At 27.7% G+C, this 21377-nt stretch carries 26 protein-coding genes; 1 reads left to right on the top strand and 25 read right to left on the bottom strand.

The features are described 5' to 3' along the window. Positions 1-63: 63 nt before the first annotated feature. From flhB to flgB, 24 genes are read right to left on the bottom strand one after another with little or no spacing between them, the layout of a single operon-like run. Complete coding sequence (gene flhB / locus P4S50_RS06350; RefSeq protein WP_277733819.1) at positions 64-1152, bottom strand: flagellar biosynthesis protein FlhB; 1089 nt, start codon at positions 1150-1152, stop codon at positions 64-66. A 5-nt stretch (positions 1153-1157) separates the two neighbouring features. Next, entirely contained in the window at positions 1158-1943 is a 786-nt protein-coding gene (gene fliR, locus P4S50_RS06345; protein ID WP_277733818.1) for a flagellar biosynthetic protein FliR, read from the bottom strand. Positions 1944-1956: 13 nt separating this feature from the next. Next, complete coding sequence (fliQ, locus tag P4S50_RS06340) at positions 1957-2226, bottom strand: flagellar biosynthesis protein FliQ (protein ID WP_277733817.1); 270 nt, start codon at positions 2224-2226, stop codon at positions 1957-1959. A 15-nt stretch (positions 2227-2241) separates the two neighbouring features. Beyond that, positions 2242-2997 (bottom strand): flagellar type III secretion system pore protein FliP, encoded by a 756-nt coding sequence (fliP, locus tag P4S50_RS06335; RefSeq protein ID WP_331489705.1) that lies wholly within the window; start codon positions 2995-2997, stop codon positions 2242-2244. After that, the gene (locus tag P4S50_RS06330; RefSeq protein ID WP_277733816.1) at positions 2984-3262 is read right to left on the bottom strand and encodes a flagellar biosynthetic protein FliO; all 279 of its coding nucleotides are present in this window, start codon (positions 3260-3262) and stop codon (positions 2984-2986) included. The genes fliP and P4S50_RS06330 overlap by 14 nt, the downstream gene beginning before the upstream one ends. A gap of 5 nt (positions 3263-3267) precedes the next feature. Continuing rightward, entirely contained in the window at positions 3268-3630 is a 363-nt protein-coding gene (locus P4S50_RS06325; protein WP_277733815.1) for a response regulator, read from the bottom strand. Between the two features lie 46 nt (positions 3631-3676). Then, positions 3677-4849: a flagellar motor switch phosphatase FliY gene (gene fliY, locus P4S50_RS06320; RefSeq protein WP_277733814.1), complete on the bottom strand. Its 1173-nt coding sequence runs from the start codon at positions 4847-4849 to the stop codon at positions 3677-3679. Continuing rightward, positions 4839-5843: a flagellar motor switch protein FliM gene (fliM, locus tag P4S50_RS06315; protein WP_277733813.1), complete on the bottom strand. Its 1005-nt coding sequence runs from the start codon at positions 5841-5843 to the stop codon at positions 4839-4841. The genes fliY and fliM overlap by 11 nt, the downstream gene beginning before the upstream one ends. Positions 5844-5858: 15 nt before the next feature. Then, positions 5859-6275, bottom strand: coding sequence for a flagellar basal body-associated FliL family protein (locus tag P4S50_RS06310; protein ID WP_277733812.1), 417 nt, complete (start codon positions 6273-6275; stop codon positions 5859-5861). 34 nt (positions 6276-6309) lie between these two features. Next, complete coding sequence (locus tag P4S50_RS06305) at positions 6310-7035, bottom strand: flagellar motor protein MotB (RefSeq protein ID WP_277733811.1); 726 nt, start codon at positions 7033-7035, stop codon at positions 6310-6312. A gap of 1 nt (position 7036) precedes the next feature. Next, positions 7037-7810, bottom strand: coding sequence for a flagellar motor protein (locus tag P4S50_RS06300; RefSeq protein ID WP_277733809.1), 774 nt, complete (start codon positions 7808-7810; stop codon positions 7037-7039). A 3-nt stretch (positions 7811-7813) separates the two neighbouring features. Then, a complete protein-coding gene (locus P4S50_RS06295) occupies positions 7814-8020 on the bottom strand; it encodes a flagellar FlbD family protein (RefSeq protein WP_277733807.1) in 207 nt (68 codons plus the stop codon). A gap of 11 nt (positions 8021-8031) precedes the next feature. Next, positions 8032-9606, bottom strand: a complete 1575-nt coding sequence (locus tag P4S50_RS06290) for a flagellar hook protein FlgE (protein WP_277733806.1) — start codon at positions 9604-9606, stop codon at positions 8032-8034. Between the two features lie 58 nt (positions 9607-9664). After that, positions 9665-10264, bottom strand: a complete 600-nt coding sequence (locus tag P4S50_RS06285; RefSeq protein ID WP_277733805.1) for a flagellar hook capping FlgD N-terminal domain-containing protein — start codon at positions 10262-10264, stop codon at positions 9665-9667. A 15-nt stretch (positions 10265-10279) separates the two neighbouring features. Continuing rightward, a complete protein-coding gene (locus P4S50_RS06280) occupies positions 10280-11644 on the bottom strand; it encodes a flagellar hook-length control protein FliK (protein ID WP_277733803.1) in 1365 nt (454 codons plus the stop codon). A gap of 18 nt (positions 11645-11662) precedes the next feature. Next, the gene (locus P4S50_RS06275) at positions 11663-12904 is read right to left on the bottom strand and encodes a MotE family protein (RefSeq protein WP_277733801.1); all 1242 of its coding nucleotides are present in this window, start codon (positions 12902-12904) and stop codon (positions 11663-11665) included. A 9-nt stretch (positions 12905-12913) separates the two neighbouring features. Then, complete coding sequence (gene fliJ, locus P4S50_RS06270; RefSeq protein WP_277733799.1) at positions 12914-13354, bottom strand: flagellar export protein FliJ; 441 nt, start codon at positions 13352-13354, stop codon at positions 12914-12916. Between the two features lie 11 nt (positions 13355-13365). Beyond that, a complete protein-coding gene (gene fliI / locus P4S50_RS06265) occupies positions 13366-14682 on the bottom strand; it encodes a flagellar protein export ATPase FliI (RefSeq protein ID WP_277733797.1) in 1317 nt (438 codons plus the stop codon). Between the two features lie 10 nt (positions 14683-14692). Next, positions 14693-15472: a FliH/SctL family protein gene (locus P4S50_RS06260; protein WP_277733796.1), complete on the bottom strand. Its 780-nt coding sequence runs from the start codon at positions 15470-15472 to the stop codon at positions 14693-14695. Further along, the gene (gene fliG / locus P4S50_RS06255; RefSeq protein ID WP_277734687.1) at positions 15465-16457 is read right to left on the bottom strand and encodes a flagellar motor switch protein FliG; all 993 of its coding nucleotides are present in this window, start codon (positions 16455-16457) and stop codon (positions 15465-15467) included. The genes P4S50_RS06260 and fliG overlap by 8 nt, the downstream gene beginning before the upstream one ends. Before the next feature lie 37 nt (positions 16458-16494). Beyond that, a complete protein-coding gene (gene fliF / locus P4S50_RS06250) occupies positions 16495-18045 on the bottom strand; it encodes a flagellar basal-body MS-ring/collar protein FliF (RefSeq protein ID WP_277733795.1) in 1551 nt (516 codons plus the stop codon). Positions 18046-18076: 31 nt separating this feature from the next. After that, the gene (gene fliE / locus P4S50_RS06245) at positions 18077-18376 is read right to left on the bottom strand and encodes a flagellar hook-basal body complex protein FliE (RefSeq protein ID WP_277733794.1); all 300 of its coding nucleotides are present in this window, start codon (positions 18374-18376) and stop codon (positions 18077-18079) included. Positions 18377-18390: 14 nt separating this feature from the next. Continuing rightward, positions 18391-18840, bottom strand: a complete 450-nt coding sequence (gene flgC / locus P4S50_RS06240) for a flagellar basal body rod protein FlgC (RefSeq protein WP_277733792.1) — start codon at positions 18838-18840, stop codon at positions 18391-18393. Position 18841: 1 nt separating this feature from the next. After that, positions 18842-19243, bottom strand: coding sequence for a flagellar basal body rod protein FlgB (gene flgB, locus P4S50_RS06235; RefSeq protein ID WP_277733790.1), 402 nt, complete (start codon positions 19241-19243; stop codon positions 18842-18844). Between the two features lie 559 nt (positions 19244-19802). Here flgB and P4S50_RS06230 point away from each other — a divergent pair. Continuing rightward, a complete protein-coding gene (locus tag P4S50_RS06230; RefSeq protein ID WP_277733788.1) occupies positions 19803-20954 on the top strand; it encodes an MFS transporter in 1152 nt (383 codons plus the stop codon). Between the two features lie 10 nt (positions 20955-20964). On the opposite strand, the gene P4S50_RS06225 is transcribed toward P4S50_RS06230, so the two are convergent. Then, complete coding sequence (locus tag P4S50_RS06225) at positions 20965-21261, bottom strand: YerC/YecD family TrpR-related protein (RefSeq protein ID WP_277733786.1); 297 nt, start codon at positions 21259-21261, stop codon at positions 20965-20967. Positions 21262-21377 lie beyond the last annotated feature (116 nt).

Genomic DNA, 21377 nt, shown 5'->3' with positions numbered 1-21377 from the left:
AAAATTATACCTATAATGCCTAAGGTAACTATAATATCTCCTGATTTTTTCACTTTAACCACCCTATCTAGTCACATTTTTTAACGAATATACATAAGCTAGTATTTCTGCTATCGCTTCATACAGCTCATGAGGTATTGCATCTCCTATATTAGCAGTTGCATATAACTGTCTTGCCAAAGGTTTATTTTCTATTATTGGTATATCATTTTCTCTACCTTTTTCTTTAATTTTTAAAGCAACCATATTTTTGCCCTTTGCAACAACATATGGTGCATCACTTTCATTTTCATCATATCTTATAGCTACAGCAAAATGAGTAGGATTTGTTATTATAACATCAGCCTTAGGAACATCTTGCATCATTCTTTTCATAGCAGATTGCCTTTGCTTTTCTTTTATCTTTGATTTTATTTGTGGATCTCCTTCAGACTGCTTATATTCCTCTTTAATTTCTTGTTTTGACATTTTCAAATTTTTATTATGCTCATATAGCTGGTATAAATAATCAAATGCAGATAATACTAGAAGATATAATGATAATTTTATACCAAGACTAAGAGTTAAATCTAAAAGATTATATGAAATTTGAAATTTATTTAAATTAATACTTTTTAAAATATATACTATATTTTTTTTCATATAATTATAAGCTATTACTGTTAAAATCAATATTTTAAAACTTGATTTACCAAATTCAAATAGAGCTTTTATAGATAACATTCTTTTAAAACCTTCTATCGGATTTAATTTATCAAATTTAAATTTTAAATTCTCAGTTGTAAATAAATTTCCAACTTGAGCTTTACTACTTATAATTGCTACAATGGCATTTATAAGTACTATCACAAATCCTATTTTTAATGCAAAATAAAAAATATACATTAGAAGTTTATATCCTATTAAAGTATTGTTAAATTCAGCATTAAAAAAATTGTTTTTGAAAAACAAAATACTATCATAAAAATTAGATATTATATATTTACCCAAGTATTTTAAACTCAATAAAGAAAATAACAATGTAAGTGCTGAAGTTATTTCTTTACTTTGGACTACTTGTCCTTTTTTCCTAGCATCTTGCTTTTTTTTGGGAGTAGCTTCTTCTGATTTTTCTCCTGAAAAAAGCTGTAAATTTATGTGTATATAACTCATCTATATCATCCTTGAATTATTTTTGTAATATTAAATATAAATTTATACATGTCCTTAAACATAGTTTCCATTATAGGTTCATAATACGGAAATACAATAGAGACTATAACTAACCCTAGTATTACCTTGATGGGCATTCCAACAACAAAAACATTCATTTGCGGCATAGTTCTAGCTAATATACCCAATATTAAGTTTGTAGATAGTATTATTATAGTTATAGGTATTGATATTTTAATTGCCATAATAAATATATAATCAAATATATCAATCATAAACTTCAAAATACTAGCATCTAAATTGATATTACTATTAATAGGTATTATATAAAAACTATTAACTAACGCTTTTATTAAATAATGATGCCCATTAATTATTAAAAATATCAATGTAGCTATTATATAAATGAAATTTCCAGTAATAGGTACTTGAAATCCATATTGAGGATCTACCACGTTTGCCATACTAAATCCTAAATCTCTGTCTATGAAGGATCCAGCTAAGAAAAAAGTAGAGAACACTATAAAAGCTACAAATCCTATAACTAAACCTATTATCAATTCTTTTATTGCTAAAAATAATATCTGTAAAAATGACATGTATTCTAAATTAGAAATATCTATAAACGGTAATACTATATAAGCTAATATTATTGAAAATCCTAATTTAAAAATATTCGGAAGGTTTTTCCTTCCGAATACAGGTGATGCTATAAATAAACCTATACACCTTGCTAATATTAGCATGTACACATTTACATAATTTAACATTTGGTTTAAAACATCATTCATATTATCATCTCTTCTATTTCATAAACTTGTCAAAATTTAAAAATAAATTTTGAGTAAAATTAACAATAGTACTTATCATCCAATGTCCGAATAAAGCTAATGACAAAAATGTAACTACAATTTTAGGTACAAATGACAAAGTAGCTTCCTGTATTTGCGTTGTAGCTTGAAATATACTTACCAATAGGCCGACTACAAGACTTAATATTAATATCGGAGATGCTAACATTAAAATCATAGTTAGAGCCTGTTGCCCTAAATTAACAGCAGAACTTACATCCACTTTTTCACTTCCCTTTTATTTAAACCCTAATACAATAGATTTAACTACTAAATTCCAACCATCTACTAGTATAAATAATAATACCTTAAACGGAAGAGATATCATTACAGGAGGTAACATCATCATACCCATAGACATTAATGTACTTGCAACAACCATATCTACAATTATAAAAGGTATAAAAAGAACAAAACCCATCTGAAATCCTGTTTTAAGTTCACTTATTAAAAAAGCAGGAATAAGAACTCGATTTGGAACATCTTCCAATTTCAAATCATCTATTTTTTCTATTTTTGCTATTTCAGTAAAAAGCAAAATATCTTTTTTCCTAGTTTGCCTAAACATAAAGTTCCTTACAGGTTTCATACCTTTCTCAAAAGCTTCTTCTTGACTTATCTGTTGATTAAAATAAGGATTTAACGCATTATCATAAATTTCAGTTCCAACGGGAGCCATTATGAAAAACGTTAAGAATAAAGCAAGTCCAATTAAAACTTGAGTAGGTGGATTTTGTTGAGTTGCTAGAGCATTTCTCAAAAAAGATAAAACTATTATTATTCTGGTAAACGATGTCATCATTATTATTATAGTAGGCAATAATGAAAGAACCGTAAATAATAATATTATCTCAACAGTACTACTCAAATTTCCAGGATCTGTTGTTCCATTTATCTGTAATGAAATATTAGGGACTTCTGGTTGTCCCCATGCAAAACTTGTTGTACATAAAAAAGCTATAACAACAAAACAAATTTTTTTAAAATTTTTCACTTATATCATCCTTATTCTCAAAAGTATCTATTTTAGTGAACTTATCTTGAGAAATACCTATTAAATATTCTCTATTTTTATATTTAACTAAAATCAACTCTTTATCTTTATTTACAAAGAGTCTTTCTTTTATTTTAATACTTTTGTTTTTGTTAATAAGCTCATTTTTTTTAGCTAAGTATTTAGATGTAATATGAGCCAAATAAAGTATTATTATAAAAATGCATATATATCCCAGCATTTTTATAATTACGTTAATTACCATATTTTTTATCCTAAAACCTTTTTAACCGCTTCTATTACTCTATCTGCCTGGAAAGGCTTCACTATAAAATCTTTAGCACCTGATTGAATAGCTTCAATTACCATAGCTTGTTGTCCCATAGCAGAACACATTATTATACTAGCTGATGGATCCATTTTTTTGATTTCTTTAACAGCTTCTATACCATCCATTTCAGGCATTGTAATATCCATTATTATAAGATTAGGCTTTAACTCTTTGTACTTTTCAACTGCTTTTAATCCATTTTCAGCTTCACCAACAACTTCATAACCATTTTTAACCAATATATCCTTAATCATCATTCTCATAAAAGCTGCATCATCTACTAATAATATACTTCTTGACATTTTAAAATTCCTCCTTTAAATTACTACACTATTTCACCTTTATTTATTATATTGATCTTAATCTTTTTTCAGGTTTTATAATATCAGTTATTCTTATACCATAATTCTCATCTATGACTACAACTTCTCCTTTTGCCACTTTTTTAGAATTAACTAATATATCTAGTGGTTCTCCCACCAACTTATCTAGTTCTATTATTGTGCCTGGAGAAAATTCTAATATATCATCTATGCTTTTTTTAGTTCTTCCCAATTCTACAGTTACATTTAATAATACGTCTTTAATTATATCTATATTTTCAGGCATATTATTCGAATTTGCATTTTGAGATTCAAAACTTTCAAACTTTACTGGTTGAACATTTACTGGTTGAGTATTTACCGGTTGAGTATTTACGGGCGGTTCAATAGGTTGTTTATTTTGATTATAAGTACTTTCTTGAGTTACATTAGATACTTCTCCAACATAACTGTTGTCAATAACAGCAGATTCATTATTATTGTTAGTTTTTTCATTTGATGATAAATTTTCAGAATCCCCATATAACATATTATCAACCAAACTCTTAGCAAAGTCAATAGGTAGAAGTTGCATTATATTACTATCAACTAAATTACCTATAGTCATTTTAAATGAAATCCTTACTATCTTTTCATCATTTTTCATAAATTTAAAATCATAATCTTTATTGGATAAATTCACCTTATAAACTTTAGGTGGATTTATATCTATTTTTTTTGATATCATATCCGATAATGCAGTAGAAGACGAACCTATCATCTGGTTCATAGCTTCACTTATAGCACTTAAATGTATTTCATCTAATTCATCCGGGAGATTTTCTTTTCCATCCCCTCCCATCATAAGAGAAGTGATTACCTTAACATCATCCTCTTTTAAAACTAATAAATTACTTCCAGTTAAACCTTCTTTATACCCCACTTCAACCGCAACAAATGGTAATGGATATTTACTCGCCATTTCATTTAAAGTAACAATATCTACAGTCGGAGTAGTTATGCTTACTTTCTGGCCTATCAATGTAAATAAAGTTGTAGCAGAAGTTCCCATACTTATATTTCCAATTTCTCCAACAGCATCTTTTTCTATATCATTTAATAAAATTTTATCTTTATCTGCATCTTCAGAAGAAACGTCTTCCAAGCTCCCCTTTAAAAGAGCATTGATTTCTTCTTGTGACAGCATATCATTCATCATAATTATCATCACCCTTTTCAATGACTTGTGTTAACTTTATAGCATACTTGTTCTTTTTAGTACCTGGAGAACCTTTAAATTTAAATTTATCTGAAATTTTTATATCTAACTGTTCATCAACTTCTTTTCCTAAACTTATAATATCACCTATTTGAAGATTTAAAAATTCCTCGACGGTTATATTGGTTTGAGCTAATTCAGCAATTACATTTAAATCTGCTTTCTTTATTCTTTTTTCTAATATTACTTTTTCTTCCGGCGTTATTTTTTTATTATTTGAAGATGTTGAAAACCAGAACTTAGTACTCAGTTTTGGTAAAATAGGTTCTAAAACAATATGTGGTATACAAATATTTATAAGACCTTCTATCTCTCCAATTTTAGCTTTTAACGTTATTAAGGCTACCGTTTCATTTGGAGAAACAATTTGTGCAAATTGTGAATTGGTTTCTATTTTGTCAACCTTTGGTGAAAGTTCTATTACATTTTCCCAAGGTTCAATAAAAAGTTTTATAATCTGTCTAAGCATCTTAGTAAGTATAGTTATTTCAATTTCTGTAAAGCTTCTTATTTCTCCTTGATAGTTTCCATCTCCACCTAATATCCTGTCTATAATGCAAAATGAAAGTCCTGTAGATATTTCATATAGCATTTGTCCTGGTAAAGGGTTTAAATCTACAATGGACAACATAGCCGGATTAGATATAGAGTTACTAAATTCATAGTAAGATAATTCTTCTACAGAAAGTACTTCTATTTGAACATAACTTCTTAAATATCCAGATAAAAAAGTATTTAACAATCTGGAATAGTTATCATGTATTATATGAAGAGTACGTAATTGATCTTTTGCTAGTTTTTTAGGGCTCTTGAAATCATACTTTTTAATTTTTTTCTCTTTTGTATCGTCTTGAATTTCTTCAACATCTACTTCTCCAGTGTTTAAAGCATCCAGCAAAGCATCTATTTCACTTTGCGATAGTATTTCAGACAACTACTCCACCTGCCTTTATTGAACTATATAATCTGTAAAATACACGTTTTTTATAGATTTAAAATCTAACTTCATCGATAAATTCGATATTAATTCTCGTTCTAGTTTATCCAATCCTTCATTACTAGTCATTTTTTCAGGATCTTGAGATATTATTACTTTTAATATAGTATCTCTTATTATAACATTTTTTTCTGTCATTATTTCAATTTCCTTCTCATCAGTAGATTCTATCACAATCTTCCCTTTGAAATAATGAGCTGAATCGCCCATATTAGTAGAAAATTCACCCGCATCATAATTGAATGTTTTCACTTTTTGCGACGACTTACTTGAATCTTTAAAATGTACAACATATAGCGTAGCTCCAAATATTAACAAAGATATTATAAATCCTATGATTGAAAATATCATAATTTTTTTTGTATTCATAGTATAAGCCTCCAATTTTATTGGCTGATTTATTTTAATTTTTTAGTATAAGTATATCTACTCTTCTATTTTTAGCTTTATTTTCAGGTGAAGTATTTGGTACAACAGGGTGATATTCACTATAACCTGATGCAGAAATACGTTCTGGATTAATTCCCGTTTCTTCAACTAAAAACCTAACTACATTACTAGATCTTGCTACAGACAACTCCCAATTGGTGGGATACTTCGGGCTATATTTTATAGGATCATTATCCGTATGACCTTCTATACTTATAAACTTATCATTAAATTCTTTTTTATTTAAAAGATCTGATATATATTTTAAAGTAACTTCTGATTTTGACTTTAATTCAGCTCTTCCAGAACTAAATAATACATTATCTTGAAATCTTAGAAGCAAACCTGAATTTTCATTAACAACTTTAACATCTTCATTTAAGTTATTATCATTTAAATATTTTTTAATTTCCTTTTCTAAATTATTGAAATTTTCTACTTCTTTTTGTTGCTTTGTACTTTTATCATCTTTAAGTCCCCTATCTATATACTGTTCTTTAGATAAAGTCTTTCCTCCATCTAAAAAACCTAAAGAACCGTTGAATGATTGTACTATAGATTGAAACTTTTGAGCATCTACAGATGACATAGAAAAAAGCAAAACAAAAAAACAAAGTAATAAAGTTACCATATCTCCATAAGTACCCATCCATTCAGGCGAACCTTGTTTTGCTTCTTCTTGCTTTTTCTTTCTTGCCATATTAAGCTTCTCCTTCCTGTAATTGTTTTCTCATAGAAGGCGGTAAAAATGCTTTTAGTTTTTCTTCTATTATTCTTGGGTTTTCCCCAGCCTGTATTGATAAAAGTCCTTCAACTATAATCTCTCTTTCAAGAGTCTCCTCTCTACTCTTAACTTTTAATTTATTAGCTATTGGTATAAATATCATATTAGCTAAAAACGAACCATAAAATGTTGTAAGAAGTGCAACTGACATAGCAGGTCCAATAGATGATGGGTCATCTAATTTTTTAAGCATATTTATAAGACCTATAAGTGTACCTACCATACCAAATGCTGGAGCAAAACTTCCCATAGTTTCAAACAATCCCTGACCTGATTTATGTCTTTCATCTAAAAAATCAAGTTCAGTTTCCAATAATGTTCTCACAAGATCTGGATCTGTTCCATCTACAACCAGCATAACTCCTTTTTTTATAAAATCATCATCTATTCCAGCAGATGATTCTTCAAGAGCTAATAATCCCTCTTTTCTAGCTTTATTTGCAAGTTCAATCATACTTTCTATAACTTCATTTGGATTACTGCCTCTCTCTTTAAATACTTTTTGAGTAAGTTTGATTATTTCTTTAACCTTAGGAAGAGGATAAGCAACTAAAGTAGCTGCTATCGTTCCCCCTACAACTATCATTATAGATGGAATATCTATAAATGCTCCTAAACTTCCACCTAATAAAATACTACCTATAATCAAAACAAACCCTAATACTATTCCTATGAGTGTTCCTAAATCCAAGTACTACACCCCATTTCTGCCATCTACTATTTTTATAATATCTTTTTTAAAAGTTTTTACTTTTTGAATTATAGTATTTATATCTTCTTTTACTACATATTTATGTCCATTAGTCAAAGTTATTACTGTGTCTGGTGTTTTTTCTAGAGTTTCTATCAAATCACAATTTATTACAAATTCTTCTTCATTAAGTCTTTTTACTTTTATCATATAAAATCCTACTATCTCTTTAAGTTTACAAGTTCTTCAATCATAGAGTCCGTTGTAGTTATAACTCTTGAATTAGCTTGAAAACCTCTTTGTGTAGTAATCATATTGGTAAATTCTTGTCCTAAGTCTACATTTGACATTTCAAGTGATCCCGGATTAAGTTCTGCAAATCCATCTTGACTAGGCTTTCCTATATTTGCAGTACCAGAGTTTCTAGTTTCCATGAACATATTTGATTGAAATTTTTGAAGTCCTGATGGATTTTTAAAGTTCGCAAGTGCAACTCTACCAAGAATTCTTCTTTGCCCATTATCAAAAGCCCCTATAACCTCTCCATTTGGTGCTACAGCAAATTCACTTAAAGCTCCCTGCTTATATCCTTTTATAAACGTAGCTCCTGCATTAGATTTATCTGCAAATTGAGTCATCTTGCCTAGATCTATATCAAATGTTAATGCATCTGCTCCTTTAGTAAAGTCCTCACCAATTTTTAACTGCATTTTAGTGTTTGAACCATCTTTTACTTTACCTTCTTTATCAAATGTAATTTCAAATGATTGTACTGCATCATCGCCTTTAACTCCATAAGAAAATCCATTACATTTTGAAATTTCAGTTTTAATATCTTGAGGAAGTCCTGTAGTAGAATCATAATCATTCGTAGTTCCATTTACTACCATTGCACCTTTATCTTTGTCCATATAAATAGCATCTACTTGCCATGTACTTTCTCCACTAGTATCTACCGATTTTTTAGTAAATAATAATTTTACTTGATGGACATTACCAAAATCATCAAAAACTTCTATAGTAGTTTCTCTACCAAGAGCTTTACTCATTGCCTCATTTTCTTGAACATAAACAGGTTTTTTTTGTTTTTCTGATTCAACTGTATCCAAACTATAAATAGCAGGTTTTCCTGTGGTATCACCTATTACCTTTAAATCATCTTTTGGATAATATGCTTTAGGATTACTATTTGGTATTTCTATTTTTACATCATCCTTTGCGGCAGTATTAGAGTCTATATTTCCTCCAAAAGTCACTATTTCTTCACCTGGTATTGGTGGATCTGAAGGTTTAGTGGCTTGAGGTGGATATACTATTGATTTGTCTATTTTTAAACCTTCTATACTACTTTTAAGTCTTCCTGTCTCGTCAGCCATATACCCAAGAACCTTATATCCGTCTTGAGTAACTAGATTTCCACCACCATCTATCTTAAAGTTTCCTGCTCTTGTATAATATCTATTTAAAAAGTTACTATCATCAGATACCATAAAATAACCTTCACCATTTATCATAAGGTCTGTTACATTATCAGTTCTCTCAACAGCACCTCTTTTTTGAAGTACATCAATAGATGCAACGTCTGCTCCAAGACCTATCTGCATAGGGTTAGTACCCCCACGTCCGTCTTGTGCTCCACCTGCACCCTTTACAGTTTGTGCAAAAGTTTCTTTAAATGTAACTCTTGAACCTTTAAATCCTACAGTGTTTACATTTGCTATATTGTTACCTATAACATCCATTTTCGTTTGATGTGCTTTCAAACTTGATACCGCAGAATACATTGATCTCATCATAATAAATTACCTCCCCAGAACTTATTAATTACTAATAGTTTTATCAACTAACACTATACTAGTTGATTTTAACATCTATATCGTATTCTTTTTTATTTTTTGTTTCACCTTCATTTGATTCTATTACTAACTTCATATCAGAAGTCAACTTTGTATGGTCTGTTACAGGATTTCCATTCTTATCATATACTTTTGCTGTTGCTTTATTTGTTATTACTAATCCATCAATTAATTGTTTTGCTGTTGTATTAGCTGGAATTTCACCTATACCATCTTTTTTCAAAATACCTATTCGACTGTTTATTATATCGCAATCATTCCCATTAAACTCTTTTAACTCTTTTATAAGTTCATCCATCTGTTGCTCTACATTTTTATTCGCCGTTACAAAGTTATTGTTAAGCGACTTCATTCCTTCAAATACCCCTTGAAAAGATGTATTTAAATTTTGCATTTGCTCAAGTGAACTAAACTGTGCCATTTGAGATATAAACTCTTTATCTTCCATAGGCTTTAAAGGATCTTGGTATTTCAACTGAGTTGTAAGTAATTTTAAAAAATCATCTTTTCCAAGTTCTCCATTTTTCTTAGTTGTAGTTGCAGTTGTAGTTGCATTTATAGGTGCAGTTTTTAAATTAGCTCCTGTAACATCTGACATTATACGCGCTCCCCCCTATACTAATCCATTGAAGTTATCATCTTCAAAAAGATATGGATTTTCTATTTCATCCTGCTGTTCATCTAATAAAGACTCATTTGTATCTATATTTTTACTTATTTTTTTATTATAAGCCATAGCTTCTAATATATTTTTATGCTTATTAAGATCTCCTTCACTATTTACAGATACACTTAAACTTTGTATAGTAATTCCTTGTTCAGAGAGACTATTCTTAAGTTCCTCCATATTATCCTCTATAACTGTTTTTACTTCTTCATTTTCTGCCATAAATTTAGCACTTAAAATTCCTCTTTCTAATACAACCTTAAGTGTAAGCTTTCCTAGATGTTCTGGTTCTAACTGCATCTGTATGCTTGAATTATTTTTATTTGTGATTAGCTTGCTTTTTTTTGTAATTTGTTCAATTATATTATAGGAATCTATATTGCTCATCTTATTGTTAAGTGAGCTACCTGTACTTGCCTTTATTCCACTCGTTATCTTACCTATATTTAGATTTTGGAAGTTAAAACCATCTTCTGTTTCATCTTGCCTATCTTTTATTAAAAAATTTTTATTTATGTTATCTAAATCTTCATTTTGATTATAGCTTGTATTTTGGTTTAAATCTTTATTTATTTGATTTAAATTTGAAATTTTACTTTGGGAATTTTCTTGTTTTGTCATATCTTCTTCTATTTTACTATGATCTTTTTTTGTATTTTCATCTACAATTGTATCTTTTTTTACATTGGTATTATCTGTTTCTATATATTTTGAGTTAATATTTTTTTGCTCAAACATTAATTCTAACTTATTTAATATTTCTGATTTTACTTCTTTTGGTATAAAATCAGCATCTTCTAATTTCATTAATATTTTTTCAAAATCTTCAATATTTATTTGCCCATTATCTATTTTTTCAATAAGCTGGTTAATATTTTTTTGAATATTTTCCATTTCTGTTTTATTATTAACTTCTATATTAAGACTTTGTAAAATAGACATTATTCCTTCTAAATCTTCTTTTTTAATTGTTTCATCAACTTCGGTGTCTTTATCAATTTCTTTATCAATATTAACTACTTTAAATTGGTTAATATTTGTGTTTTCTTCAAATTCTTTTTCGTCTTGTTTGTTAATATGTTTACTTTGAGCATTTACTTCTTCTTTATTGTGTTTATCAATTTTTTTACTTGTATCTCTATTTTCATTTTTTTTATTGATTTTAATATCTTTATCTTTGCTATCATTCTTTTTAGAATGATCATCTAATTTTTTTCTAAAATCTGATTTATCACTAATATTATCTTTTTTGTTCGATCTTTGTATATAATCTTTTTTTACATTTAAATTTATAGGCATTAAATTATTCAATATTTCCCCCCCTTTTTTTTATTGTTTTGGTAACCCTATTTTTCTACTTATTTCTGCTGACTTCTGATTATCTAAATTGGATATAACCTCCGATAATAATTTAGGTTTTAATTGTTTTAAAACTTCTATCATAAGATCTTCTTCTGTTATTGTAAAACTTTTTTCTTCATCTATTTTATATTTTTTATACTTAGGTTTACTTGACGTCATTTCATTTACTAAATCAGATAATTCTTTTGAATTCATCTTCTCATAAGATAATTTTAGTGTTTTTAAATCTCTTTTATATACTTCTAATACCTTCAATGTATTATTTATATTGTCGGTTATACCTTTAATACTTTCTTCTTTTTCATTTAATTGTTCAAAAAGCTTTATTTCTTTTAAAACTTCATCTAAGTACTCACCGTCTTCAAATTCACAAAGTATCTTACTTGCTTGCAAATAATCCATATTAGCAAATATAGTACCCAAATCTTGTGCTGAATACGTATTTTTATTCTGTAGTTGCACGCTTGCTTCTTCTGTTTTTTTATTTACATATATATCGGCTAAAGTCTTCATATCATATATATACTTTTTATACAATTGAGTCTGATTTTGTATGTCTTTAAAGTATTTTTGATGTAAGTTTTCTTTTATGCTCTGAGATATATTTTGATCCATATAATACAGTACTTTTGCACTATATTCAGGTTTAAACTTTTCAATGATTTTTGCAACATCTTCAAAATTTAAATTTAAATCTATTATATTTTGCTCTAAACCTTTTATAGTTCCTAATAACCCTAGTTTTTTATAATCTTTAGAAAGATCTTCAGTATATAATAGCTTTTCTTGTTCTATTGAATCAATTTCTCTTTGGAGTATATCTTTTTTGATTTTTTTATCTCTTATTTTTTGAACTAATCCATTTGTAGATGATAAATCATATTTTTTCATTTTCATAATTATATCTTCGTATAATTTTTTATCTTCTTTTTCCATAATTATAAGTTTGTCAATAGCTCTATCTTCATCTAGAGTCAAATAATATCTTGCTAATTTATTTTTTCTCTCTTCTTGCTCTTTCAAAGATGGCATTTGTTCAAAACGCTCACCGATAATAGGTACTTTTTTAAAAATATTATTAGTCATTGTACTTATTTGAGTATTTGTATAATAAAGAATTGCAAAAGTTGTAAGCAAAACACCTATTACCATTAAAGGTATTCTTTTTTTCTTTTTAGGTTTGTCCATTTCTTGTATATTCTCTTCCATATCTTCCTCCTAGTTACCCATACTGTGTTTAAATGTAACTATCTGATCTACAAACTTTTCCTCTTCTTTTTTAATTTTTTCATTGAATTTAACAATATCTTTTTCTTTTATTTTTTCAAAAGTCTTTTTTTCTCTCATAATCTGTACGTACTCATTTTTTTTTACATCCAATTTATTTTCAGCCAATTTTAACTCTTCAAATAAATTTCTAATTTTCATGTTTATCAAATGTATAAATTCATTCATAAGTTTAATTTCATTAATACTAGTTCCTGCATTCATAGTTTCTTTAATTTCGTAGTTTTTAGCTTCCTTAGTTTTATTCAGTTCTTCTATTTGAAATTTAATGTTATTAATTACATTATTAATTTCGTTTATTTCCATTTTCTTATTTTCTTCTAGTTTTTCTTTTATTTCTAATATTTTTTCAAACCTAAATTTATATTTCAACAAACACACCTCTATTCTTTAAACATATTAAGTAAGTTACTTATAACGTCATCATATTCAAATTTGTCGTGTGTCCACTGTTTCAGAAAAGAATCAATTTCATCTATTTTCTGTATAGCCATATCAATTTTAGAGTTAGATCCTGGTGCATAAGCACCTATGTTTATCAAATCTTCAGCTTCTCTATAGGTTGCTAAAAGGTCTTTAAGCTTATTTGCAGCCTGTATATGCTCTTTATTTGTTATGTTACCCATAACTCTACTTGCACTTGATAACACCTCTATAGCAGGGTAATGATTTTTATTAGCAAGATTTCTTGACAATACTACATGACCATCAAGTATACCCCTTACAGCATCAGCTATAGGTTCATTCATATCATCTCCATCTACAAGAACAGTGTACAATCCTGTTATAGAGCCTTTATCTGAATTTCCTGCTCTTTCTAGAAGTTTTGGTAATACCGCAAAAACAGATGGTGTATACCCTTTTGTAACAGGAGGTTCTCCTATAGCAAGTCCAACTTCCCTTTGTGCCATAGAAAAACGAGTTAAAGAATCCATCATAAGTATTACATTTTTACCCATATCTCTAAAATATTCTGCTATAGAAGTTGCAAGTAATGCACCTTTCATTCTAACTAACGGTGGTTGATCTGATGTTGCAATCACCAATACGGATCGTTTTAATCCCTCTTCTTGCAAATCATTTTCTATAAATTCTCTTACTTCTCTTCCTCTCTCTCCTACTAATGCTATTACATTTATATCCGCCTTCGTATTTCTGGCAATCATACCTAAAAGTGTTGATTTACCAACTCCAGAACCTGCAAATATTCCTATTCTTTGCCCTTTCCCACATGTTAATATACCATCTAGAGCCTTCACTCCTAAAGGTAATGGCGTATCTATTTTTTCTCTTTTAAGTGGGTTAGGCGGTTGATTCATAACAGGATAATTAAGTTTAAGATTTAATTTTTCTTCATCATCTATAGGATTTCCTAATCCATCTAAAACTCTTCCTAACAATTCTTCTCCAACCTTAACCTCAAGTCCATGTCCACTGGCTATAACCTTACTTCCTGGCCCTATCCCATCCATTTCTCCAAGAGGCATTAATAGTACAGTTTCTGATTTAAATCCGACAACTTCAGCTAATATTGCTTGCTCAGATTTTATAGGATATATAAAACATAATTCTCCAAGTTTTACAGCAGGTCCTTTTGACTCTATAGTAAGACCTACCACTTGTGATACCCTGCCTGTATACTGAATCAAATCAATTTCTTCCAATTTTTGAAAATATTTAGATACATCTATAGATTTCATCATCATCATCCTAAACTAGACTTAAAAATTCTTCTTTTATTATTTCAAACTGATTTTTTATACTTGGATTAACAGTTCCTGCACTAGTGTCTATTATTAAATCACCTTTTTCAAGAGACTTATCTACTTTTACTTGAATATCATCTATATATCCAGCCATAGCAAGTATTTTGTCTCTTGATGAGTTAACTTTTTCAAAATCATCATCACTTACTCTAACTATCAACTTTTCAGTGAAAGTCAATTTATTTAAAGCTTCTTTTATAAGATTTAGTATTATATCATCATTTTCCTCTAACTTGACTTTAATAATTTTATCAACTGAATTTATTACTAAGTTTATAATGTCTTTTTCCATTTTATCTACTTCATTTTTTTTCCATTCAATAACACTATTTTTTACATTTATAGCCTCATCTATTTCTGATTGATATTTCTCTATGCTTTTTTGTTGTCCCTCTTCAAACCCTTCTTCATAACCCTTTTGATAACCTTCTTGCTTGTACTTATCTAACTCTACTTTCGCCTTTTCATTAGCTGAATTTATAATGGTTTCATATTCTTTATGAGCAGTTTCTATTATATTATTTTTTTCTTTTATAGAATCTTGTTTTATCAGTTCTATTTCTTTTAAAATATCATTTTTTTTTAAGATGAGATTATTTATTTCATTTTCTATTTTCAACTTTTTTTCTTGAGATTTATTATCTACAGTAATACTTCGAGGCTGAAGTCCAACGATTTTTTCTTCACTAATATTAACTTGATTATGTTTTATAATTTTAGACAATTAGTTCATCGCCTCCACCTCTTGAGATTATTATTTCTCCAGATTCTTCAAGCTTTCGTATGTTATTAACGATTTTCTGCTGAGCCTCTTCTACATCTTTCAATCTAACAGGTCCCATAAATTCCATATCCTCTTTTATCATGTCTGCCAATCGTTTTGACATATTGGAGAATATAAGTTCTGCGACCTCTTGAGTTGCACCTTTTAAAGCAACTGCAAGTTCATTATTATCAATTTCTCTAATAAACCTTTGTATAGATACATTATCAAGTGTAATAATATCCTCAAATACAAACATTCTCTTTTTAATATCTTCTGCAAGTTCAGGATCTGACATTTCAAGATCTTCCATAATATATTTTTCAGTTCCTCTATCTACAGAATTTAATATATCAACAATAGACTGAACGCCTCCGACAATTGTATGGTCTTCTGTAACAAGATTTGATAGTTTATTTTCAAGAACTAATTCTATCTCTTTTATAACCTCTGGGTACGTTCTATCCATAGTAGCAATTCTTCTTGCAACTTCAGATTGCTTATCATGAGAAAGGCTCGAAAGTATCTGCCCTGATTTTTCAGAATCTAAATAAGATAATATTAATGCTATAGTTTGAGGATGTTCATTTTGTATAAAATTCACAATTTGAGACGGATCAGCCTTTCTTGCAAAATCAAAAGGTTTAACTTGTAATGATGCTGTTAATCTATTAATAATTTCTATGGCTTTATCATGACCTAAAGCCTTTTCTAGAACATCTTTGGCATATCCTATTCCACCCTCTGATATAACTTCTTGTGCTAAACAAACCTCATAAAACTCTTGCAATATTTTTTCTTTTACTTCTGATTCCACTTTCTTCATATTAGCAATTTCTAGTGTTATTTCTTCTATTTCTTCTTCTGATAAATATTTAAACATTTTAGCAGAATATTCAGGTCCAAGTGTTATTAAGAGTATAGCTGCTTTTTGCTTACCATTCATCTCATTTTTACTCTTTTTTGCCAAACTCAATCACCTCTTATTCCTCATCTATCCAACTTTTTAATAGTTGAGCCACTATTTCTGGATTTTTATTAACAAGATTTTCTATGCTCTTTTTATGTCCAGACTCTTTTATATCTAATTCTAATTCCTCTATTTCTTCTTCCATTATATCTATATTTGGAGATTTTTCTTCAATCTTTTCTTTTTCTTTTTCTTTTTCTTTTCTAACTTTAATAATATATAATATACAAATAAATACAGGTATTAATATAAGCAATATTATTAATATAATAGTCCACATAGGCATATTCATCTTTCCATTATCAATTTCATCTACACCTTTATCTAAATCATTATTAAATGCTTGTGCATATACCTCAACTCTTTTAGTGTCTATTCCTGCCGCACTCGATACTGAATTTACTATTTCCTTTTTCTTTTCCTGCGTCAGTTCTTTGTCTGGTAATATTTCACTATTAAGCACTACTGCTACCGTTATATCTTGTATCTGACCTTTAGCTTTTTCAACTTTTCTAACTATTTCATTAAGTTCATAATTTACAGTTTTATCAAAATTATTATATGCAGAATTTCCACTTTCTTCTTGTTGATACTGAGTTATTTCTTCAGTATTACTATCAGTCCCAGGTACTCCTCCATTTTGAGAATTCTTAACTGATTCATTTTTTTCCTTTATACTTCTTATAAGACCATTTTCTTCTCCTTCTATAGGAGTATTATATTCTTTTGTTTCAGTTATATCAGTATCAAAATTTAGCTTTACACTAGCCATAACAGATACATTACCATAACCATATATAGTAGATAAAAATTCAACCAAATTGCCTTCTATATCCTCTTTAACTTTATTCTGTATCTCTAATTGATTTGAAGATTCATAAGATTGTTCATTATCTTTTTTATTAAGAACTCGTCCAGTAGAATCATGAATCGTTATATTATCAACGCTTAATCCTTGAACCGAGTTTGATACTAAAAATGCTATTCCTTCTATACTTTGTTTATCTAAAGTAAACCCTTCATTCAATTCCAAAGTCACAGACGCTTTTGAATTTTCCTTATTTTCATCTAGTATAAAAGTTGAATCTTTTGGTATAGTCAAAATTACATCTGCATTTTTAATAGCTGGCATTTCTTCTATTACAGATTCTATTTGATTTTTAAGTGCATAATTAAAGACTCTATCTTTTTCATCCTCGCTCATAAACATAGTATTTTTTTCTAATAAATCATCGTATGAAAATTTGGTACTTGGTACCCCTTTTGTTGATAAATCCATTTTTATTTTGTTTATCTGTTCTTTTTTAACCAGTATAGTACCCTCATCATTCAGCTTATACTCAATTTTAAGTTCATCTAGATTTTTAGTTATATTTGCCGACTCTTTTATGTCTAAGTCTTTATACAAAACACTATATTCAGGTTTTGTCATATTGAATATAGTTAGTGTACTTATAATCAATATCAATATCAATCCAACAAATACATTTATTTTTTGTTTTTTAGTATATTTATTTAAAAACGCAACTACAGCTTCTTTTATTTTCAAAAAATTATCACCCATTTATACACCTCATTCCAAGCTAGGTATATTGCTATATTTGTATTCTCATAATTTCTTTGTATGCATCCATTATCTTACTTTTCACTTCTGTAAATGCTTGTATGGCTATATCTGCCTTTTGTGTTGCAATCATAACTTCATGAATGTTATCAACTTCTCCACTTATAAATTTAAAATTCATTTCATCTGATTTTTTTTCCATATCACTTACAGAATAAACTGCTTTATTTAAAAAATCCTTAAACCCTATGTTTGAATCAGTAGACTTTTTAGTGTTATTTTCTGTACTACCGATAGTTAGGCTATGAATTTTTCCACCTTGAACTTGCACAATATCACACCCCTTTATCTACCAATTTCTAAAGCCTTCATCATCATGCTTTTACTTGAATTTAACGCAGTAACATTTGCTTCATATGATCTTGTAGCCGAAATCATATTTATCATTTCTGTTACTATATTAACATTTGGCATTAAAACATATCCTTTTTTATCGGCATCCGGATGCCCTGGGTCATAAACCCTTTTAAACGCACTCTGATCTTCTTTTATACTAGTTACCTCAACTCCATTTCCTATATTATTATTATTATTTTTATTTACATATTTGTTTAGATGTGTTTTAAAAGACTCTTTTTCAGCAGCTTTGAATGTGACTACTTGTCTTTTATATGGAGTTCCATTTGCTGTTCTTGTTGTGTTTGCATTAGCTATGTTTTTAGATATTATATCCATTCTTAATCTTTCAGCAGTCAGCCCAGAAGAACTTATATTTATAGAATTAAATAGCGACATATTATCTACCTCCTCCACTTATTGCATTTTTATATCTTTTAAATGCACTTGTTATCTGTTGACTTGCAACATTATATTTTATATAATTTTTACTTAACTCTGCCATTTCTACATCTATGTCTACATTATTTCCATCAAGTCTGGATTTTGTATTTTTATCAATAATAATTTTTGGTTTTAAATCCAATTTGTCAATATCTGTTCCTATATGTTTAGGATTAGTTGTTTTTATATTAATACCATTTTCATTTGTAATTTTTCTTAGTATTTTGTCAAATTCCACATCCTTTCTTTTATAATTAGGAGTATTAGAATTTGATATGTTGTTATTTATAGCATTTTGTCTAATAGAATAGGCATCTAAACTTTTACTCAATAAGTTTATATTATCATTTAATCTCATATTTCCCCCTCTAGTATTTTTTTACAAATTTTATATTTTAAACCTTAGATAACATACATACATATATATATATATTACCTAAGGTTTAAAATATAAACAATACAAATTTAATAAAACACTACTAATTTACTAATTATTATACAATATATACGATGCTAAATTACCTAAATTAGACATAAATACATCAAATAGGATGTTTTTTTCATAATATCGACATTAAAAAGGTTTATATTTCAAAATTAATATATGAAATTTGATATAAATAAGCTCATACAACTCATAAATCTATATTTTAAATTTAATTTACTCAATAATTATTGTAAATTTTTCAATATATTTTTATACATAAAATTATATCATTTTTCGTATGTTTTTGTCTATTTTTTAAATTCTATAGTTATACATTTCCATTATATTAAAATCAAAAATACCTCTATTCTCCTTGACGCTATGTATTTAGATACACAAATCAAACAATATATAATGTAGACTTTATAACAAATTTATGTTACTCTATTTTTATTTCAATAAACCAACTAATTTAGAAAGGATACTAGTTATGATAAAAAACATAAAATATAAACCAGCAATAATTTTCATTTTTTTGAATATGCTCATTATAGGTTTTTGTGAAAGTATAAAAGGAGTATTTGTTTCTCAATTTAAGGAAGTATTCCAAATTTCTGATTCATCAATAGGTTTTATGTTCTCACTTTCAATATTTGGCTATATAATTTCAACTTATGCAGGAGGTATACTTTGTTCTAAATTCGGACAAAAAAAAGTTCTTGTTTTTTCTACTATAATAATAGGTATTTCTTATCTTATAACATCTGTTGCTCCTACTTTCACAATATTGCTAATTTCTGTATTTGTAACAAACATAGGTACAGGTCTTCAAGGCATATCAGTGAATTCTATATCTCCAATTTTATTTATTACTTATAACACAATACTTATAAACCTCACTCACTTTTTTTATGGTTTTGGAGTTAGTATAAGCCAAAAATTTTCTGGAAATATGATTTTGAAAGGTTTTACTTTTAGAGATGTGTTTTTAATAAATAGTGGATTGATGTTATTATCTTTATTTTTTATATTATTTACTAAATTTCCAAAAGTTGAACCAGTAAATGTAGAATCAAATATATTTAAAGCTTTAAAAAGCAAACTAGTTTTATTATTCATATTTGCACAAGGCTTATATGTTTTTTCTGAAGTAGGATTTTTAAACTGGTTTGTTAACTTTGCTCAAACTTCATATAATTTTACAATTGACCAGGCAACACACTATTCTGCCATTTTCTTTCTAGTATTCACATTTGGAAGATTAACAGGAGGATTTGTTGTGCATCGATTAAGTATAAAAAGATCTATGCTAATTTACTTATCAATGTCATTAATATTATTTTGGAGTGGATATTTATTGAAATCTAATTTTATAATATTAATATCTCTTTCAGGATTTTTCTTTTCAATAATTTTTCCAACTACAATAACAATAATAGGAAAAGCATTTAAAGAAAACACTTCATATATAATGGGATTAATATTATCATTTGTTTCTATTATAAATATGCTTATGAACAGTTTAATGGGTATTTTATCAACTTACTTATCATCATATATAGCTTTTTCACTAATACCTATAGCTTTAAGTTTATCTTTATTATTCTATATTAATATATTCAAAAAAATAGATACCTTATAATATAAGGTATCTATTTTTTATCCATTCTATCAAGCATAATATTATATCCGTCAGCTCCATAATTCAAACATCTACTAACCCTACTTATAGTAGCTGTACTTGCTCCTGTATTTTCTTCTATTTCCGTATAAGTTTTATTATTCCTTAACATTTTTGCTACTTGTAACCTTTGTGATAAAGATTTCAATTCTTTAACCGTACATATATCCTCAAAGAACATATAACATTCCTCTATGGTATTAATTTTAAGTATAACTTCAAACAAGGTATCTATTTGTTCATCTTTCAATTTCGAATTATAATCCATTTAAATTCCCATCTCCTCATAAATAAGTTTGCCTTGTATATCATGAATCCTATCAGTCAAAATAATATTATATATATAATACTATCATTTTTATAAGGATATAACAATTTATATAT

This window comes from Tepidibacter hydrothermalis, from assembly GCF_029542625.1.
Classification (GTDB): domain Bacteria; phylum Bacillota; class Clostridia; order Peptostreptococcales; family Peptostreptococcaceae; genus Tepidibacter_A; species Tepidibacter_A hydrothermalis.
This window is presented reverse-complemented; position numbering and strand designations above follow the sequence as displayed.

Bases quoted from the DNA above. Each gene is read 5' to 3' on its own strand.
- P4S50_RS06290 (WP_277733806.1), bottom strand. From the start codon at position 9,606: ATGATGAGATCAATGTATTCTGCGGTATCAAGTTTGAAAGCACATCAA.
- fliI (WP_277733797.1), bottom strand. From the start codon at position 14,682: ATGAAATCTATAGATGTATCTAAATATTTTCAAAAATTGGAAGAAATT.
- P4S50_RS06275 (WP_277733801.1), bottom strand. From the start codon at position 12,904: ATGGAAGAGAATATACAAGAAATGGACAAACCTAAAAAGAAAAAAAGA.
- P4S50_RS06310 (WP_277733812.1), bottom strand. From the start codon at position 6,275: ATGAATACAAAAAAAATTATGATATTTTCAATCATAGGATTTATAATA.
- fliR (WP_277733818.1), bottom strand. From the start codon at position 1,943: ATGAATGATGTTTTAAACCAAATGTTAAATTATGTAAATGTGTACATG.
- P4S50_RS06305 (WP_277733811.1), bottom strand. From the start codon at position 7,035: ATGGCAAGAAAGAAAAAGCAAGAAGAAGCAAAACAAGGTTCGCCTGAA.
- fliG (WP_277734687.1), bottom strand. From the start codon at position 16,457: ATGAATGGTAAGCAAAAAGCAGCTATACTCTTAATAACACTTGGACCT.
- P4S50_RS06325 (WP_277733815.1), bottom strand. From the start codon at position 3,630: ATGTCAAGAAGTATATTATTAGTAGATGATGCAGCTTTTATGAGAATG.
- P4S50_RS06225 (WP_277733786.1), bottom strand. From the start codon at position 21,261: ATGGATTATAATTCGAAATTGAAAGATGAACAAATAGATACCTTGTTT.
- P4S50_RS06230 (WP_277733788.1), top strand. From the start codon at position 19,803: ATGATAAAAAACATAAAATATAAACCAGCAATAATTTTCATTTTTTTG.
- flhB (WP_277733819.1), bottom strand. From the start codon at position 1,152: ATGAGTTATATACACATAAATTTACAGCTTTTTTCAGGAGAAAAATCA.
- P4S50_RS06285 (WP_277733805.1), bottom strand. From the start codon at position 10,264: ATGTCAGATGTTACAGGAGCTAATTTAAAAACTGCACCTATAAATGCA.
- P4S50_RS06295 (WP_277733807.1), bottom strand. From the start codon at position 8,020: ATGATAAAAGTAAAAAGACTTAATGAAGAAGAATTTGTAATAAATTGT.
- flgC (WP_277733792.1), bottom strand. From the start codon at position 18,840: ATGTCGCTATTTAATTCTATAAATATAAGTTCTTCTGGGCTGACTGCT.
- flgB (WP_277733790.1), bottom strand. From the start codon at position 19,243: ATGAGATTAAATGATAATATAAACTTATTGAGTAAAAGTTTAGATGCC.
- P4S50_RS06330 (WP_277733816.1), bottom strand. From the start codon at position 3,262: ATGGTAATTAACGTAATTATAAAAATGCTGGGATATATATGCATTTTT.
- fliY (WP_277733814.1), bottom strand. From the start codon at position 4,849: ATGATGAATGATATGCTGTCACAAGAAGAAATCAATGCTCTTTTAAAG.
- fliF (WP_277733795.1), bottom strand. From the start codon at position 18,045: ATGGGTGATAATTTTTTGAAAATAAAAGAAGCTGTAGTTGCGTTTTTA.